Annotated in this window: 11 protein-coding genes and 2 pseudogenes; all 13 read left to right on the top strand. The window is 42.2% G+C overall.

What is annotated here, in order from left to right; all coding sequences use genetic code 11:
• Nucleotides 1-1,609 (top strand): annotated as a pseudogene (locus tag ACFFK0_RS22845) (DEAD/DEAH box helicase); the annotation flags it as partial.
• Nucleotides 1,590-2,000, top strand: coding sequence for a hypothetical protein (locus tag ACFFK0_RS22840; RefSeq protein WP_377472676.1), 411 nt, complete (start codon nucleotides 1,590-1,592; stop codon nucleotides 1,998-2,000). The pseudogene ACFFK0_RS22845 and the gene ACFFK0_RS22840, both read left to right, overlap by 20 nt.
• A 135-nt stretch (nucleotides 2,001-2,135) precedes the next feature.
• Nucleotides 2,136-2,324 carry a hypothetical protein gene (locus ACFFK0_RS22835; RefSeq protein ID WP_377472675.1) on the top strand — a complete coding sequence of 63 codons (189 nt, stop codon included), beginning with the start codon at nucleotides 2,136-2,138 and terminating at the stop codon, nucleotides 2,322-2,324.
• 442 nt (nucleotides 2,325-2,766) lie between these two features.
• Complete coding sequence (gene istA / locus ACFFK0_RS22830) at nucleotides 2,767-4,323, top strand: IS21 family transposase (protein ID WP_377472674.1); 1,557 nt, start codon at nucleotides 2,767-2,769, stop codon at nucleotides 4,321-4,323.
• Between the two features lie 2 nt (nucleotides 4,324-4,325).
• Entirely contained in the window at nucleotides 4,326-5,081 is a 756-nt protein-coding gene (gene istB, locus ACFFK0_RS22825) for an IS21-like element helper ATPase IstB (protein WP_377472673.1), read from the top strand.
• Between the two features lie 72 nt (nucleotides 5,082-5,153).
• Nucleotides 5,154-6,625, top strand: a protein-coding gene (locus ACFFK0_RS22820; protein ID WP_377472677.1) for an IS5 family transposase whose coding sequence is annotated in 2 segments (ribosomal slippage) — nucleotides 5,154-5,646 and nucleotides 5,646-6,625 — 1,473 coding nt in all. Because the reading frame shifts where the segments join, the coding sequence is not laid out codon by codon here.
• A 138-nt stretch (nucleotides 6,626-6,763) separates the two neighbouring features.
• The gene (locus tag ACFFK0_RS22815) at nucleotides 6,764-7,000 is read left to right on the top strand and encodes a hypothetical protein (RefSeq protein WP_377472672.1); all 237 of its coding nucleotides are present in this window, start codon (nucleotides 6,764-6,766) and stop codon (nucleotides 6,998-7,000) included.
• A pseudogene (locus ACFFK0_RS22810) lies at nucleotides 7,000-7,922 on the top strand (ADP-ribosylglycohydrolase family protein). The gene ACFFK0_RS22815 and the pseudogene ACFFK0_RS22810 overlap by 1 nt, the downstream one beginning before the upstream one ends.
• A 49-nt stretch (nucleotides 7,923-7,971) precedes the next feature.
• Nucleotides 7,972-8,694, top strand: a complete 723-nt coding sequence (locus tag ACFFK0_RS22805; RefSeq protein ID WP_377472670.1) for a metallophosphoesterase family protein — start codon at nucleotides 7,972-7,974, stop codon at nucleotides 8,692-8,694.
• Nucleotides 8,695-8,922: 228 nt separating this feature from the next.
• Nucleotides 8,923-9,984 (top strand): restriction endonuclease-related protein, encoded by a 1,062-nt coding sequence (locus ACFFK0_RS22800; protein ID WP_377472669.1) that lies wholly within the window; start codon nucleotides 8,923-8,925, stop codon nucleotides 9,982-9,984.
• Nucleotides 9,981-13,094, top strand: coding sequence for a pPIWI_RE_Z domain-containing protein (locus ACFFK0_RS22795; RefSeq protein ID WP_377472668.1), 3,114 nt, complete (start codon nucleotides 9,981-9,983; stop codon nucleotides 13,092-13,094). The genes ACFFK0_RS22800 and ACFFK0_RS22795 overlap by 4 nt, the downstream gene beginning before the upstream one ends.
• Complete coding sequence (locus ACFFK0_RS22790; protein WP_377472667.1) at nucleotides 13,060-15,534, top strand: pPIWI_RE module domain-containing protein; 2,475 nt, start codon at nucleotides 13,060-13,062, stop codon at nucleotides 15,532-15,534. Before ACFFK0_RS22795 ends, ACFFK0_RS22790 begins: the two co-directional genes overlap by 35 nt.
• A gap of 81 nt (nucleotides 15,535-15,615) precedes the next feature.
• Nucleotides 15,616-16,137 carry a 3'-5' exoribonuclease YhaM family protein gene (locus tag ACFFK0_RS22785; RefSeq protein ID WP_377472666.1) on the top strand — a complete coding sequence of 174 codons (522 nt, stop codon included), beginning with the start codon at nucleotides 15,616-15,618 and terminating at the stop codon, nucleotides 16,135-16,137.
• Nucleotides 16,138-16,183: the final 46 nt, after the last annotated feature.

The raw sequence follows: 16,183 nt of genomic DNA, 5'->3' as shown, positions 1-16,183 counted from the left end.
CCAAAGATTTGGAGCCCTTTTTATGTTTTTAATGCGCAGTACTTTCGAAATTCAGGATTATGATATTCCATGGAACCCCAATCGCTTAGAGCAACGTATGGGTCGTATACATCGGATCGGACAAAAAAATGAAGTGTTTATCTTTAACCTCGTTGCAACAAACACGCGTGAAGGCGACGTCATGAGAAGATTGCTCGAGAAGATGGAACAAATGCGTCTGGATTTAGGGCAAGAACTTGTCTATGACTTTATTGGGGAAGTGTTAGAAGATGAGGAATTGGATTTGGCTAGTTTAATGGAACAAGCCATCTCCGGTAGAGAGCATCTTGATGATATTATAGCTAGAATGGAAAAGCGACTATCCGATGAGCATCAAAAACTACTCGAGCTTGCACAAAAAGAACGAATGGACGAACTTAGCTTTGATTTGCCGGGCATGAAAAGGGAATACCATGCAACGACGTTAGAAAGTCTTCCCTCAAGAGTCTACGGAGAATTTGTGCTAGATCAATTCCATTCAACCTCGATCCGGATGCATGTTTCTTCAGATCAATCTTCAGTGCGGATTGAACGCTTTCCAAAAATGATACGTGAATTTGCTCGTAAGCAACGGATATATTTGAAGAATGACGAATCACAGAGATTCACAATTAATGAAAGAAAAGAAACGGATGAACTTCCTTTATTAAAACCAGGACATGACTTGGTTAAGCTAGCGTTATCATTAACGGAACGTGAACTACAGCAATTATCTATTCCGACTTTTTCATTCACCTATCAAATCAACGAGCCAATGATAATTGAGTTGAATGAAATCATTTTAACGGATGGTACTGGTCGTGAACTGCAGAGAGAGCTCTTGCTTACGGGTAAACGATCTGATAATACATTTGTTCGTATTGATCCTTACTGGTTATTTTCAAGTCACGTTATTGATGTTAAAACAATTGAGATTGAAGATCATTCTTTCAAACCCGAAGTGATTAAACAATCACGGCATCTGCTTAATCATATGCGTACCTGTCGCGAGGAACAATTGAATAAAAAAAGCCAATTTTTGCGTCGTTCATTCGAAGCACAGATGAATTCTTTGTATGACCGGCTACAACAGTACCAAAACACTAATATAGATCACCGTAACAGCGCTCTCATCAATCAGACGCTATCATTGATTGAGGAAACAGAAGAGCGGCGTAATGATCGTCTCGAACAGGTGGATCGTGAAAGAAGTATTCAAATTCGCTCAATCAAAAAGATTGCTCAGTTTCACGTTGTACCAAGTAATTCTGAGTATGCCCGAATAATACCAGCTGATTATGAGGGTGTAGTTCGTGATTATGAATTTAGAAGAGGTAGGGTAAACGTAAAGGTACAGAATGCCTTCGGGCTCGTTGATTTTGTTAGTGAGGATGCCGAGGGCAAAAGCAGATTTATTATTTTAAGCTCAAAGGAAGTTCGTGAATTATCTTTGAATTTGCAAGACTACTCTTCCATTCTCGACCAGACTTGGATTTATTACATTAGTGACCATTTAATTATTGATGAGATTCCTGTTAGTGAAGTCCCTTATATGGATGGAGATGATTTGTATGCAACTCGAGCTAAGTGAAGAGATGCTTAAAGCCAATGGTTGGGCTTATCAGTTTGATTTATCACATTTAGTGGATTCGAAGGATGAAAATGCAGTCAACGAGCACATCCAGAATATTTATTTATCTGTAATCGAAGTATTCTCCAGACAAAGATCCAAAAAGATTAAGAAGGGTCCCTTCATTATATGGAACTGCTTGAAGAGACTGATTGGAGATCATAACCAGTCTACAGATGGTTATGTGCTAATCGTGACGCCGTTTTACCATGAGATAACAGGAAGAGATGCTGACCCGATAGTTGAAATTATGTGGCAGTATAAAGGATATATTAGAGCTTCCTCAGCGAATCCTTTATTAGAGGGCGCTGTACCCGCTTGTTTGTTTCAAGATGGGAAGCGTATCCTATAGAGATTGATGAGAAGTTTATATCTCAATTTGTCGGATTTGTTTGAAGAACACCAGTACATCTTATCTCATTCTAATCCAGGAATGACGATTCGCTCTAATCCGTATGAGGGTTAGACTAAAGGTGGAAGGAACATTATGACGGGAAAAGAAAAGTTGTTGCTATTAAAGGGGATTTTGGATAATCATTGCAAGTACTTTGATTTCCTGTCTGATGATGAAGTTAAGGATTATATAGAGTGTATCCAAATGTATCTAAAATCTGATAATCGCATTATTCAAGAAGCGGGACTATCAACTTGCCAGCTCATTATACAAAAAATTTAGGATGGTTAGCTGCTCGCAATCCTTCTTCATTATCCTATTTTCTATTACAACGTACCCGAACAAAGTAGTTCTAAACTGCTTTGTTTGGGTTTTTTCATATTTTTACAGGACTAACTACCTATATTGTCGAATTAGCAGTTATGGGATTGAATTCCATAGGAACATATATTCTATGACAATCTTATGTCTAATTACGGCTTGCTGAACGAACAAAAAATCCAGTATTAACAAGGGTTTGAGGCTCTTCATATCGAATTCATATGCATGGAAATTGGAGAAAACGGGCCAAAAACCGTGCACATGGAGCGTGACGAAATGTACGAGCCGTACACGTGTGACCGCTAAAATAGAGACAACAAAAATTGCTGAATAAGATTGAACATTTAACATCCTCTTTCTATCATAATTCCTAGATGAAACATCATGATGGGTGAGGAAGAGGATGAAACGCTTAGAAAGGTGGCATATGTATTTCTCTGTTCATCAATTAAAAGCAAAAGGGTTGAAGATATCTCAGATCGCTCGAAATCTGAATATCTCCAGAAATACGGTTTACAAATATCTGAGTATGAATCCGGATCAATTCAAACAGTTTATGGAAGATCTTGAAACCCGTGCAAAAAAGTTAGACCCTTATGAGCAGCAAATCTTGCAGTGGCTGCGGGAATACCCGGATCTATCCGCAGCACAAATCCTGGACTGGCTGAAAGAGCGCCATGCCGATTTTAAAATCGGAGCGAGCACCGTCAGAAGTTACGTCCGAGAACTCCGAATCAGGCATGGCATCCCTAAAACGGTACAACAAAGGCAATATGAAGCGGTTGCCGACCCACCGATGGGCGAGCAAATGCAAGTGGATTTCGGGGAAGTGAAAATAAAAAATTTGCAAGGCAACCCGGTGAAGTTATGGTTCATCACGTTCGTTCTTTCCCACTCCAGGCATAAATTCGTCCATTGGCAAGACCGTCCCTTCGTCACCAAGGACGTGATCGACGCGCACGAACTTGCCTTTGTTTATTATGGCGGGATGACCCGGGAGATTGTGTACGACCAAGATCATTTGCTGCTTGCGAGTGAAAATTACGGCGACTTGATCCTGACCCATGAATTTGCATCCTATGTACGCCAGCGCGGCTTCCACGTTCGCATGTGCCGGAAACAGGATCCCGAAAGCAAGGGGCGTGTGGAGAATGTCGTGAAATATGTGAAACAAAACTTTGCCCGCCATCGGATGTTTGTCAGTGTAGATAAGCTCAATGAGGAATGTTTGTCCTGGCTGGATCGGACCGGCAACGCCCTGGTTCACCATACGACGAAAAAAATACCGGCCGAAGTGTTTGCCATCGAAAAGCAACATCTTCGCCCGGTCCTCGAAAAAATAAAATCTCCTAAAATGAGTATAACAAGGACCGTGCGAAAGGACAATACCATCTGGTATGAAGGCAACCGGTACTCGGTTCCGCTTGGCACATATGACGGCACTGCCAAAGAGGTCGGTGTACAAGCATGTGAAACCAGACTGCGGATCTATGATTTGAATACCGGAGAGTATCTGGCCGAACATGAACGTTCCTTCCTGAAAGGGCAACTCATTCAAAACACCAATCACCGACGAGACCGAACCAAAGGTATCCGTGCTTATTTGGAAAGCGTGACAAGGCAGTTCTCCGACACGCAGCTGGCTGCCGCCTACTTGGAAGCCATCTGCCAAAGGCAACCACGGTACATCCGGGATCAACTACAGCTCATCCAGAAGACCCTGCAAGAAGCAAGTTTAACCGTCGTGAATCAGGCGCTTCGTTATTGTATGACCCACCGGTTGTATCGTGCGACAGACTTTGCGGATGCCATGCGTTATTTTTCTAACACAATCGTTGATGACGCGCCAGCTACATCGGACGAAGTAAAGCCGCTGCAAGGAACGGATCCGGCCAAATGGAAAGCCAAACCGCAAATTCGTGATGTCCAGGTATACCAACGCATCTTGAGAGGAGGCTAACCATGAAAGAACCGGTCGCAGAACTGAAACAAACCTTGAAAATCTTAAATCTGACGGAGGCAGCCCAGATCATAGATCAAAGTCTGATGGAAGCCGAACAGGCCCAGTGGACCTGCCGCGAATTCCTTGAGCGGCTGCTTCACTATGAAATCGTGCGCCGGGAAGAAAAACAACTGGCCCGGCGATATAAATGGGCATCCTTTCCCGAGTTAAAGACACTCGATGAATACCGCCTGGAGGAGCAGCCCTCGCTGAGCAAGCGGCAATTTCAACAGCTGAGAGAATTGTTGTGGTTGGAGCAGAATTACAATCTCATTCTGCTCGGCCCTCCCGGTGTCGGAAAGACCCACCTGGCCATCGGCTTGGGCATCGAAGCCTTAAAGAATGGCCGTAAAGTCAGCTTTGTGACGATGGATACACTGATTCATCTGCTGAAAACCCAACTGATTTCACGGTCATCTCAGTATAAGGTGAAACGCTTGTTACACAGTGATCTAGTGATCCTCGATGATTTAATGTTTATGGCCATGGACCGAAATGAAGCGAACATGTTCTTTCAGTTCATCAACAAGCTTTATGGTCAAACATCGATTATTTTAACTTCCAACAAAGGCCCCGAAGATTGGGGCGAACTCTTGGGAGATCAGGCCATTACAACGGCGATCCTTGACCGAATCCTGCACAAAAGCGAGGTGATTCAGCTGAACGGAGACAGCTATCGCTTGAAGTATCGGCAGACGATTTTTCAGAACGCTTAGTGTTCAAAATTAATTAGCGAAAATTGTTCAAAAGGTCTTGACGGTTACAACACGAACCAAGCGAACCAGTTACTGCTGCCGAGTGACTTCTTTTTGCCCTTCGGCGATCGTTTGAATCCGGAGAATCGTTGGATCAAACTCGCGCAACTTCTGCCTTGGGCGAAAGTCGACCAGAAGTACGCCAAGTCCTTCAAGAAGTCATTCAAGGGACAACGGGCGGTGTCTGTACGAATGGCACTCGGGGCGCTCATTATCCAAGAGCGTCTGCAGCTGTCGGATCGCGAAACGGTCGAACAAATCGTCGAGAACCCGTATTTGCAATACTTCCTCGGTCTGCCTGGTTATCAGGAGACACCGCCGTTTCATCATTCGCTCATGACGCATTTCCGCAAGCGACTCGGGGAAGCCGTCATCGCCGAAGTAAACGAGTGGATCGCCATCGAAGTCGCAAAGCAAGCTGAAGAGCGCAGTGATGACGACGAGCCGACGCCTCCAACAACAGGGGGAAAGAGCCGCCGTAAACGTACAAAGGGCGAACCCGACCCCAATCAAGGAACACTGCTATGGATGCCACATGCGCGCCGGCCGACATTGCCTACCCGACCGATATCGCATTGTTGAATGAAGCTCGCGAGAAGTTGGAAGCGATCATCGACGTGCTTCATGCGCCGCATTGCGGCAAACGCCCCAAGCCGCGTACGTACCGGGAGAAGGCTAGAGAATCATACCTCGCCATTGTCAAGCAGCGTCGTATCGGATCCAAAGCGCTGCGGCGAGGAATCGGCAAGCAGTTGTCATTCGTCCGGCGCGACTTGCGCATCATTGAAGAACTAACGTCCCTGACACCGCTCACCCATCTCAGCAAGCGCCAGTACAAGGACTTGCTCGTCATTCAGGAGTTGTATCGCCAGCAATACGCGATGTACACGACGCGATCCCATCAGATGGTGGATCACATCGTTAGCATTTATCAGCCGCACGTCCGCCCGATCGTGCGAGGGAAGGCTAGAGCCAAGGTGGAGTTCGGCGCCAAAGTATCCGTTAGTCTGGTGAACGGGTTTGCCTTCCTGGAGCGGCGGCAATGGGACAACTTCAACGAAGGCGTCACACTGATCGAATCGGTGGAGGCCTACAAAGCGCGGTTTGGCTGTTACCCCAAAGTCGTACTGGCTGACCAGATCTATCGAAATCGGGAGAACCGTGCGTATTGCAAGGAGCGCGGGATCCGGTTAAGCTGCCCGGCGCTCGGACGACCCTCGCGAAAAGCGGACGCAGGCGAGATGAAACGGGTTGCTCGTCAGGATGCAGGGGAACGAAATGCCATCGAGGGCAAATTCGGTGAAGGAAAACGCAAATACGGACTCGGTCGTATCCGGGCGCGGCTGGATGAGACGAGCGGTGCGGTCATCGCCCTGCAACTGCTCGTGATGAATCTGGAACGCCGCCTGCGGCTTCTCTTTTTCTTTATTTTCCAATGGTTTCGGAAAGACGTTTCCCAGATCAAAATTGGCTGTGTAACGGTTCGTTCAGCAAGCCCTATTTAGTTTTTGTCTACTTCATCGGTGATCGAACTGTGAAAGGACCTGAAACAAAGGAAGAATGGCTTAAAGCTATATGAAGGATAAACGCATGAACGAGTTAATCAGATAGAGGAAGTATTAGCAGAGATAAATTTATTAGATTTGAAGAAAACAATTTACGATTTGATAGAGCGCTATAGAATTGGGGAAAACGACAGCTGCTCCAAAAAACAAGAGATGTATCACTATTTGACTTCCCGCGGGATCGAATTTGAAATCAATTCGGAAGGGACGGACATTGTCATTTCGGCTTGCGCAGTCATGAAAGACACGTTCCATCTATATCCTCATGAAGTGTATCACCATTTTTACCGCAATTTGAAAGGAGGGTTGCTGTAATGGCGATGATTTTAGATAAGTACCAAGGATGCTTGTTGGGATTAGCCGTTGGAGATGCCCTAGGCACTACGTGGAATTCTGTTCCCCGGGTTCTTTCCCACCGGTCACGGATATGGTGGGAGGAGGTGTGTTTCAATTGCAGCCAGGAGAGTGGACGGACGATACTTCCATGGCGCTTTGTTTAACTGAGAGTTTACTCGTAAGAAAGGGTTTTGCCCCCGTCGATCAGATGACACGATACAAAAAGTGGATGCGTGAAGGGTATATGAGCAGCACAGGTGAATGTTTCGATGTGGGCAATGCTACTCGTGAAGCTATCCTGAAGCATGAAAGGACAGGGGAAGGTTACTGTGGGTCAAAAAATCCGAACACAGCTGGTAACGGATCTATAATGAGATTGGCACCGGTCCCCATGTATTATGGAGAGCAGCCTATGACTGCAATTCTCTACTCGGCGGAGAGCTCCAAGACTACACATGCCGCGGCAGAATGTGTAGATGCTTGTAAGCTGTTTGCGGCATACATCGTCGCTGCTTTACAAGGATGGACTAAGGAACAGCTCCTGAATTCTGCTGCTTTTGACGAGTGGTTAGGACTCGATACCTTAGCACCTAGAATCGAGGAAGTTCGTAAGGGTTCTTATCGTTTCAACGAACCACCCGAGATAAAGGGATCGGGATACGTTGTAAAATCACTTGAGGCTGCTTTGTGGGCCTTCGAAAAAACTACCTCTTTTGAAGAAGGTGCTTTACTGGCAGTCAATCTCGGCGATGACGCCGATACAACGGGAGTTGTTTATGGTCAATTAGCTGGTGCTTTTTACGGTTATAATGCTATACCGACTCATTGGTTGAATAAACTAGCGAAGAGAGAAATGATAGTTGATTTTTCGCAGAGATTGTTTAATGAAAGGCTAAGTTGACTGGCTGAAGGCAGAAATGATGATTTAGCACCGTAAGGAAGTGCGCATTGTGAGAACAATCGTAATTTCAGATATTCATGGCTATTACCGAACTTTTGTAACGCTTCTATCTCGAGTTAACTACAATCCATCCATCGATAAACTTATATTACTTGGGGATTATGTTGATGGGGGACCGGCGGCGCTTGAGGTGGTACGTTTGGTTCAAAGCCTGGTAAGTAATTCAAATGTTTTTGCAATTGGCGGTAACCATGATGATTTATTTCTACGATGGCTGGACGAGGAGGAATATCCCTTTTTACCCTATTTGAGTTTTAAAAATGGCGGTATTCAGACTGTTCAGTCATTTTGCCCGTGGTACCAGTTAGAATGTGACGATCATGAAGTTCGAGAATATATTAAAAAACAATATCCAGGTGAAGTATCCTTTTTGCGGAGCCTGCCTAACTTCCATGAAGACGACCGGCACATCTATGTTCATGCAGGGATTGATCCTAAAAAGAGTGACTGGAAGCAAACTTCAAACAAAGATTTCCGTTGGATTCGTGGACGTTTTTATCGATATGATGGGGAAATTCCTACAAGTAAAACAATTATTTTCGGCCACGAAGTTTGCTCAAATCTGCAGAATGATGAAACGAACTGTAAGCCGTGGCTTGGTCGACAAATAATAGGCATTGATGGTGGTATTAAATTCGGTAAATGTTTAAATGCTCTGATAATTGAGGATAACGGTGAGTATCATTCAGTGAGTGTTGAAAGCAAGGATTAAGCTAGGTATTTAAACTCGAGTTGCTGGGCTTCATACGTCTTGTTTCAATTCGTTGAAGTTCATTGGTACTCCCCTCTTCTCCCCAGAGTTTCTCTTCATTAATAATAACAAATCACATTTGATTCCTAATAGGTTTTATATCAGCGTTTAAGAACTAACGTTCGCTGACAGATTATTGTCAATCATTAGGGGTATACTTAGGTATCGACGTTTTAGGGAGGTGTCCAATTGAATAAGATTCAAGACATGCTTTACTTCCTCATTGTCGGTCTACAAAAATGGCAAAAAAACTATTCCCAGATCCCTGAAGAGCTTCACAAAGGCATGCTTATGTTCGTTCATGAATCAGCGCATTCAGGAAGTGAGATTCCTGTTGATTTGCATAGGCTTCTTCAGACTCTTCATAGGCCTTCAAATGAATGGGGAATTCAACGACTAGCAGAATTTTATCCGGCTGAAGCTGCTTTATTAGAAGAATTTATAGGGATAACACCGGATGCGGAGGATTTCCTAAATACATATATTTCTCCGCTTGAAGCAGAGCAAAAGCATATGTTTGCTATTCTTCAATATTGTAGAGACGAGAGCCGGAACTTGCAGGAAGAGTATATCCAAATCCGTACATTTTTATCTAGGCCGCAAAATGCTGTGTTATCTTCGTTTCAATTAGCACAATTTGCTGAATCATTTCGTGATCGTGAACTGGGTAACCTTGTCCGACAATGTTACGAAGAAGTTACTACCCAAATAGTGAACTATCGTAAATGCCCAAACTGTGGATGGACACTCGAATATATATATGATCAATGGCGGTGCAATAAAGAAAATATATGTCATTTACTTGCAAATTTTGAAAAGGTAGACTATTTCAACTTTGAAAATGAACGAATATTTCGATTACTTCCCGGTGTACAAAGATATGTGCTGTTACCCGGGATATCTGAAATGAAGATAGCTGATACCTTAGTACGTAAGGGGTATCAAGTAGAATTGTACCCTAATGTTGACGAATATGATCTTGCTGTTTCATTAAATGATAAAAAGGTTTTTCTAGATGTAAAGGATTTCAAGGACCCAGGGACTTTGGCGAATTTTTTTAATCAAAAACCCGAGTCCTATTTGGAGAAGTATGGAGAGCAAGTGTATGTTGTTATCCCTGCATATCGAAATGATTTATATAACTCTTATGGCAAGAGGGTATCGATGCTTCTTAAGGATGATGCAAAGAAATTCATCAAGATTATTATGGAAAACGAACTTGAACAGATGTTAAAGTGGGTGCTCCAATGAGAAAAACGTTTTGGGATTTAACCGAGGAATTAAATAAAGAGTTCTACTCTCTCGAGCTTCAAAAATCAGAAATTTCAACATTAGTAGGTTTGGAGCTTTTTATTTCGGGATGTCATTTGATTGACACGTCGCTCCATATTGATCAAGCCTGGTCAGTGTTAGTTGGTTATGATGAACCAATTTTAAAACACAATGGCCGTATGGATGTTCTGAGCCGTCTTAGAATATTATTCCCCGAACTACGGAGTAAAAAGATATTGTCCAAACGAATCCAGGTTTATCAAGCTATAGATAAGAAATTCCGATTGTTCGATATCAATGATAAAGGGATGGCGGAGAGACTTGCTCCTCGATTTCTATTAAATAGGCAGGCCAATTACGAACGTGTTCTCAACAATCCCATTCCAAGACAAATGAATAATACACCATTTGCAACCCATGGAAGATTTGAATACTCACGGATCGTAAGGGGAGGACTATATCATTATTTTTATGGGAGTATACCGAAAGCTTTAGGAGAAAAGGAACTACAATTACTCCCAGCCTATCGTAAGAAAAATAGGTACAAGCTTCAATTACCTTTCAACTGTCATGCATTGACAGCGAAAATGGATGAAGTAGTCGGTAAAGCTGGTCTATGGACTCAAAGAGCGAGCACACTCGTTTTGGAGTCAATAAACCAAGCAAATGAATTTGTTTATCACGGGAACCAGCATATAGTGGGTGGTCTAGGAGCAGGTAAGTCAACTTTCATGATCTTGGAGACTTATCGCCTGGTGAAGCAAGAAAAAGCTCGTATAGGATTTATCGAAGGCAGCGTTTCTCAAGTTATTGAACGTGTTAGTATTCTACGCGAGTTGGGAATAAATGCTGTACCTATCATTGGGAAATCATCAAGGAGGTTACATCAAGAAAACTATCTATTTGCAAATGCTAATGAAATAGGGGAGATTAGCGACTGGTCCAGCGACAACTTCCAATCAATAAAACATCTATCAGACGTTTGTGTGATAAAGGCTCTTTCAGAAGACTACGAGCGGAATAATAGTTACCCTTGTACGCAATTAAAGCAAGACAACAAACCTGTGAAATGTCCATTAGCAAGTATTTGTGGCGTTTATCGTGACCTCTCTCAACTTTCAGAAGCTGAGGTGTGGGTTGCTACTTCTGCAAGCGTACTTAAAACAAGAATTCCGGCTATGATTGATCCATATGAGAGGACAATATATGAAGCGATGTACGACTTGCTGGACATCGTATTCGTTGACGAAGCAGACGAGGTTCAAAAGCAATTTGATGAAGCATTTTTAAGCGAGTATAACGTTTTTGGAAAAATGGAGGATATTTTTGAGCGATTATTAAACGAATCCAATCAGCTTACATCTGGACGATATGGAGAATTTGCTGGTGATCCCGTTGTTAATGAGTGGAAGGATAAGCTCCGTCAATTAGATCAAGTGATCTGGAGAATTTACAATAAGTTAAATCACTCTCATACTTTACGCAAAAACATAAGCCGTAATCTCATTAGGTTGACTGCACTTGCTGACACAATTAGTGAGAAACTTTCAATTAATTTGGAAACTTATAAAAAGATAAATAAAACCCTTGCAAAATATGCGGCTGACCCGTATAAAGATCCAAACTTATCTAGTATAGTTGATGAGCTAGTCCAAACTGATAGTGCAGATGAAAAGCAGATTTTACTAACAAAAGTTAAAGAAAAGTTAAAAGGAGAGATTCAGCCGCGGGTAAAGCAGGAGTTATTTTATGCCCAGTTGGAGTTCTTTCTCTATTTATGTAGAGCCGAAGAATGCATTAAATTCATACTAACATCTTTTCCAATGATTCAAGCAAAACTCGGAATATCAGCAGACTTTTCCCCGTTGTTTACCATGCAAAAGGATTATCAACCATTCATGAAAGAAGCCATGACAGGCACTATGATCGGCTATAAATACGACTTAATGGATGGGGAAACAACTGGGGCATTTAAATTAATCGAATACACGGGAGTCGGCAGGCTTTTGCTGCATGATTGGCATCATATTTATGAACACTCCGATCTGAAACAAGGTCCAGCTATTATCTTTTTATCCGGTACAAGCCATGCACCGGAATCAGCTCATTATAACCTGAACTCCCAGCCAGAATGGATACTCAAGGCCGATCGAACAGCTTCTGAAATACGCATGGCGTATAAACCTGTCCTAAATGCTCGTCAAGGTAATTTCATTGCCGTTTCGGGAATTAACGATGAAGAAATAAGAAGTGGCAATTTGTACGAAATGGCTGGACAGCTGAAATCCGATATCCAGTATGAATTGGATTACTGGAAAAACCAAGGGAATGCTAGAAGGGTGCTCTTAGTAGTAAATTCCTACGACGATGTAGCTACAGTCGGTAGAGCATTTCGTGGGGATCGTAGTTGGGAAGGGCGGTATAAGATTCTATCGAAGGAAAGAAACCACGAACCGGATCATTTCTCGAGATCAATGATAGAATCATTTTATAAAGAAAAGTCTGAAGTATTGGTTGTCCCGCTTTTATCAGTGGGGAGAGGATATAATATATTGGATCATAAAGGAGAGGCACTCTTTGGGTCAGTCTTCTTCCTGGTTCGCCCTTATCCAATTCCTAACGATATGAATTACTTGGTTCAAATGCTTCATGCTTATTTACCAAGCTATTTACAAAGAATAAAGGGGCAAAATATATTTTACGATAAAGCTATGACGAAGTTAAGGCAAATTAGTAATGCTAAATTCGAGAGCATGTATAAAAAGCCGGACTTTTGGTCGATTCTTAATGACTCTGAAAGAGAAGTAATGGCGTGGTTTATATTTATACCAATCTGGCAGATGATCGGAAGGTTATTGCGCGGCGGGAAAAATGCTAGAGTTTTCTTTTGTGATTCAAAATTTCATGCAAAGCCTGTAGGAAATGCTGATGGAATGTCGATGTTGGATAGTTGGGCTGCTATTATGCAGAAGCATAAGGGCGACCCTTTGTTTGCTAATTTGTATGGTCCTTTTTTCCAAGGTATAAACAATTTGATTCGGGAGGCAGCTGACGATGAAGAAGATGGAACTTTTTGCGTTGGAGATTGACGAATCATTATTTTATAACGAAATCATTTATTATATGAAGATGCCGGAAAGCTGGCGTAACTTCTTTAATAGAGAACGTACAGATCACTTTAAGCTTGCATATAAAGTAGAACCATTAGGGAAAAAGCTTACAAGCATATTCCCCGAAATCATCTGTGTTTATTCTGATAACAGGGTGTTACTTTATGACCAACCGTGGCTAGTCTCTACAAAACCTATCCCTGAATCGTATATTAAGAAGTTCACTCTTGGATGGTTAGCTCATTTAAAGGGCTATTCAATTCCTGAATTACCTGAAGACGTAAGGAATTCGGACCCTAGCTGGGTTTCCTGTACTTTCGGTGATATTCATGGGTCCATAGATAGCTATCAATGGGTTCCCGGTATTGCGGCAATCAAGTTTTGCCAAGACCCCAAGTTTCTTGATCTTGGGAATGGACTTCGCGAAGAACTAAAGTTTTATCATGTTATTTTTAATGGCAAACATGAATGCGTTTCTAATCCGCTTCGGCATTCCCCCCGCCATGATCCGTTTTCTTATGTGATTAGGCTTGAATTAAAGACCCGCGGCGGAGATGCTGACCGATACATATTGACTGTGACTCTAGGAACAAGAAGATATTTGAGCCAAGCACAAATTAAAGACGGCAAATGTTTCATGAGATCCGGTCATTCCTGCTCGGTTCTCGTGTCCGTTCAAAATCCATATGTAACGAACACGGATAGATCATTTTCCCAATTGAAATTCGAGAGATGCCTTGGAGATAAGTCCTCTTTTACTGCATGGGAGACTGCATTGGATGGATTGTACTGGGATGTACTCAATGGGGAATCCTTTGAATCGGATTTGTTGCTTATAAATCCCAAAATCTATGCTGAAGGTTCTGGAGAAATTACAGCCTATGTCGTGAATAACAATTTGTTTAATGGTAACAGTGTAAAAGCTGGAATTGGTCTGCCCGAGAAGAGTGGGCTATTTAACTTGGTCAAAAGCTTTTTAACAGACTATGGTGCGAAGGAACTTCAACTAATCCCTGATATTTCACGACGGGGAATGAACGATAGTCGCTTTCCAATGGTTGCACCGAAAGCAGAAGGTTTAACCTTCGAGGTCTACGGCTCTGAAGAGATGTTTGAAGCCATCAGAGAAGTACTGACGGCAGCACAGAAGTCAATTGATTACGTTACTATACTTGAAGAAATTTCTGAATCGCATTTCAGGTTAAATTGCGATAAAGAAGTTATTGTCGAATTAGTTCATTGTAATCCGAAAGGTATTGTAGCTGAACTTGAGGTAGATAAGTACAAAGATAGTGCAGTTGCGGAGGACAAACGCATCAATCAGATTATCAAAAGGTTATCCAAAACTGAGCTTAATCGGAATCCCGTGTTAGCTCTTGTAGAGATTGAAGAGAAGGATAAATGGAGAGAAGGTACTGATCCTAAGAAGGCCATTCGGGAAGGAATGAAAAAAACGGGACGTCTTTCTCAATTCATTTATCCACTAACAGAAGATGTGACAGGAAATGTATCCCGAATTATTAATGCTACATTGGATCTCTTCAACGATTACGGTTTTTTCAGCGATAATGTCAATAAAATCAGTCTTCCTGGAACATTAATGTCTATCACAGTCCTAAAGGCAGGTAATAAATATCTGCCTACTATTTCGAGATTAGTAGGTACAAATCTAAGTATAAAGATGTTGGGTCTCGATTCCTGGATGTCCATATACGAAGCGGCACTAAATATGGATGCAGCAAAATTCCTTGATAGCCCCAGTAAAAAAAATCGAAGTAATGAAGTGTTTGAAGCATTTATCACGAAAGAGATACAAAATGAATTAGACCGTTGTGATGGAAAAGTCCTTGTATTAGTTAATGCTACCCTAAGATACAATTGGTTGCGTTCAATTGGAAATACCAAAATATGTTGGGATCAAGTTCCGTATCTCAATGAACGCCTGTCTAATGAATCTCGAGTAAAGTTCATTCGCATTAATGCAACGGACGATGTCCCGCAGTATCGGATAATAATAAACGATGCATTAAATGAATTCAATAAAGCGTCAGGAATTTTTAAAGATCCTATTGGCATTTACTACGGTGTGGGTGGTAGACCAAGTGCGTGGAAAGGGATCTCTAACGATGCAACCAAGTTTACATCACCGTCGAAACAATTGCTTCAACAAAGGGCTGTTGAATACATCCCATTGGGAGCAACAGACGAGGAAGAGATGGATAATCTCGCTATTTTAGCAGATCATTTAAGAAGATTAGGTTTGACTTATGATAAACACACCATTTTTCCGTATACGATGCGCATTTTGAACTCGTTGTCAAAATACATTACCGGAAACGAAGACGACTATGATTACGATGCTGAGTTTGACGAGGAAGTTGTAGTGGATATTAGAGAAGATCTATCTCTACAATATTGAAGTTATGTATGTAGATTTTGCATATATTTAACGGGAAGATGCTAATATGGCAATTATATGCCATTACGTAGAGGTGAGCTTGTGTCAAAGTTAATAAAGGATTTTATAGACGGGGACGAGTTTGTAGGCTATTACCTGATTAAAGAAATTGAGGTAAAACAAACAAATAGTTCGATTCCAAAGGATTATTTAGACATAGTACTGGCTGATTCCAGTGGTCATATCTCAGCAAAGTACTGGGACGCAAGTAAGACTGATATTGAAACATTCTTTCCGATGTGTCTTGTTAAGGTGCAGGGTTTGATTCAAGTGTACAGAGATAAGCTGCAAGTAAAAGTGATCCGAATTCGTAAAACTACGGAGCAAGATGGGGTATCGATAAGAGATTTTATTCGATCATCCCCGGTAGGAGCAAATGAGCTCCTTCCAATCATTGAACAAGCCATAAGTAGTCTAACGAATAAGGAAATTAGGTCGATTGTTACTTTTTGCTTTGAGAGAGTTAAGGATAAGCTGGAATCTTCACCCGCTGCTAAATCCCATCATCATGCTTATTACGGCGGTTTGGCGTACCACATTGTTAGGATGCTAGAAGTCCGGTGATTTAAGTCAGTTGTATCCGTCTCTTCGGCATGAAAAAAGAGGAAAA

The sequence above is a fragment of the Paenibacillus chartarius genome (assembly GCF_042432825.1).
Lineage (GTDB): Bacteria > Bacillota > Bacilli > Paenibacillales > NBRC-103111 > Gordoniibacillus > Gordoniibacillus chartarius.
The sequence above is the reverse complement of the archived record's forward strand: the minus strand, read 5'-3'. Positions and strand labels throughout refer to the sequence as shown.

What these genes read in the sequence shown, in the direction of transcription:
- ACFFK0_RS22840 (WP_377472676.1), top strand. Translation starts at nt 1,590, where the DNA reads ATGCAACTCGAGCTAAGTGAAGAGATGCTTAAAGCCAATGGTTGGGCT.
- istB (WP_377472673.1), top strand. Translation starts at nt 4,326, where the DNA reads ATGAAAGAACCGGTCGCAGAACTGAAACAAACCTTGAAAATCTTAAAT.
- ACFFK0_RS22790 (WP_377472667.1), top strand. Translation starts at nt 13,060, where the DNA reads ATGAAGAAGATGGAACTTTTTGCGTTGGAGATTGACGAATCATTATTT.
- ACFFK0_RS22835 (WP_377472675.1), top strand. Translation starts at nt 2,136, where the DNA reads ATGACGGGAAAAGAAAAGTTGTTGCTATTAAAGGGGATTTTGGATAAT.
- istA (WP_377472674.1), top strand. Translation starts at nt 2,767, where the DNA reads ATGAAACGCTTAGAAAGGTGGCATATGTATTTCTCTGTTCATCAATTA.
- ACFFK0_RS22795 (WP_377472668.1), top strand. Translation starts at nt 9,981, where the DNA reads ATGAGAAAAACGTTTTGGGATTTAACCGAGGAATTAAATAAAGAGTTC.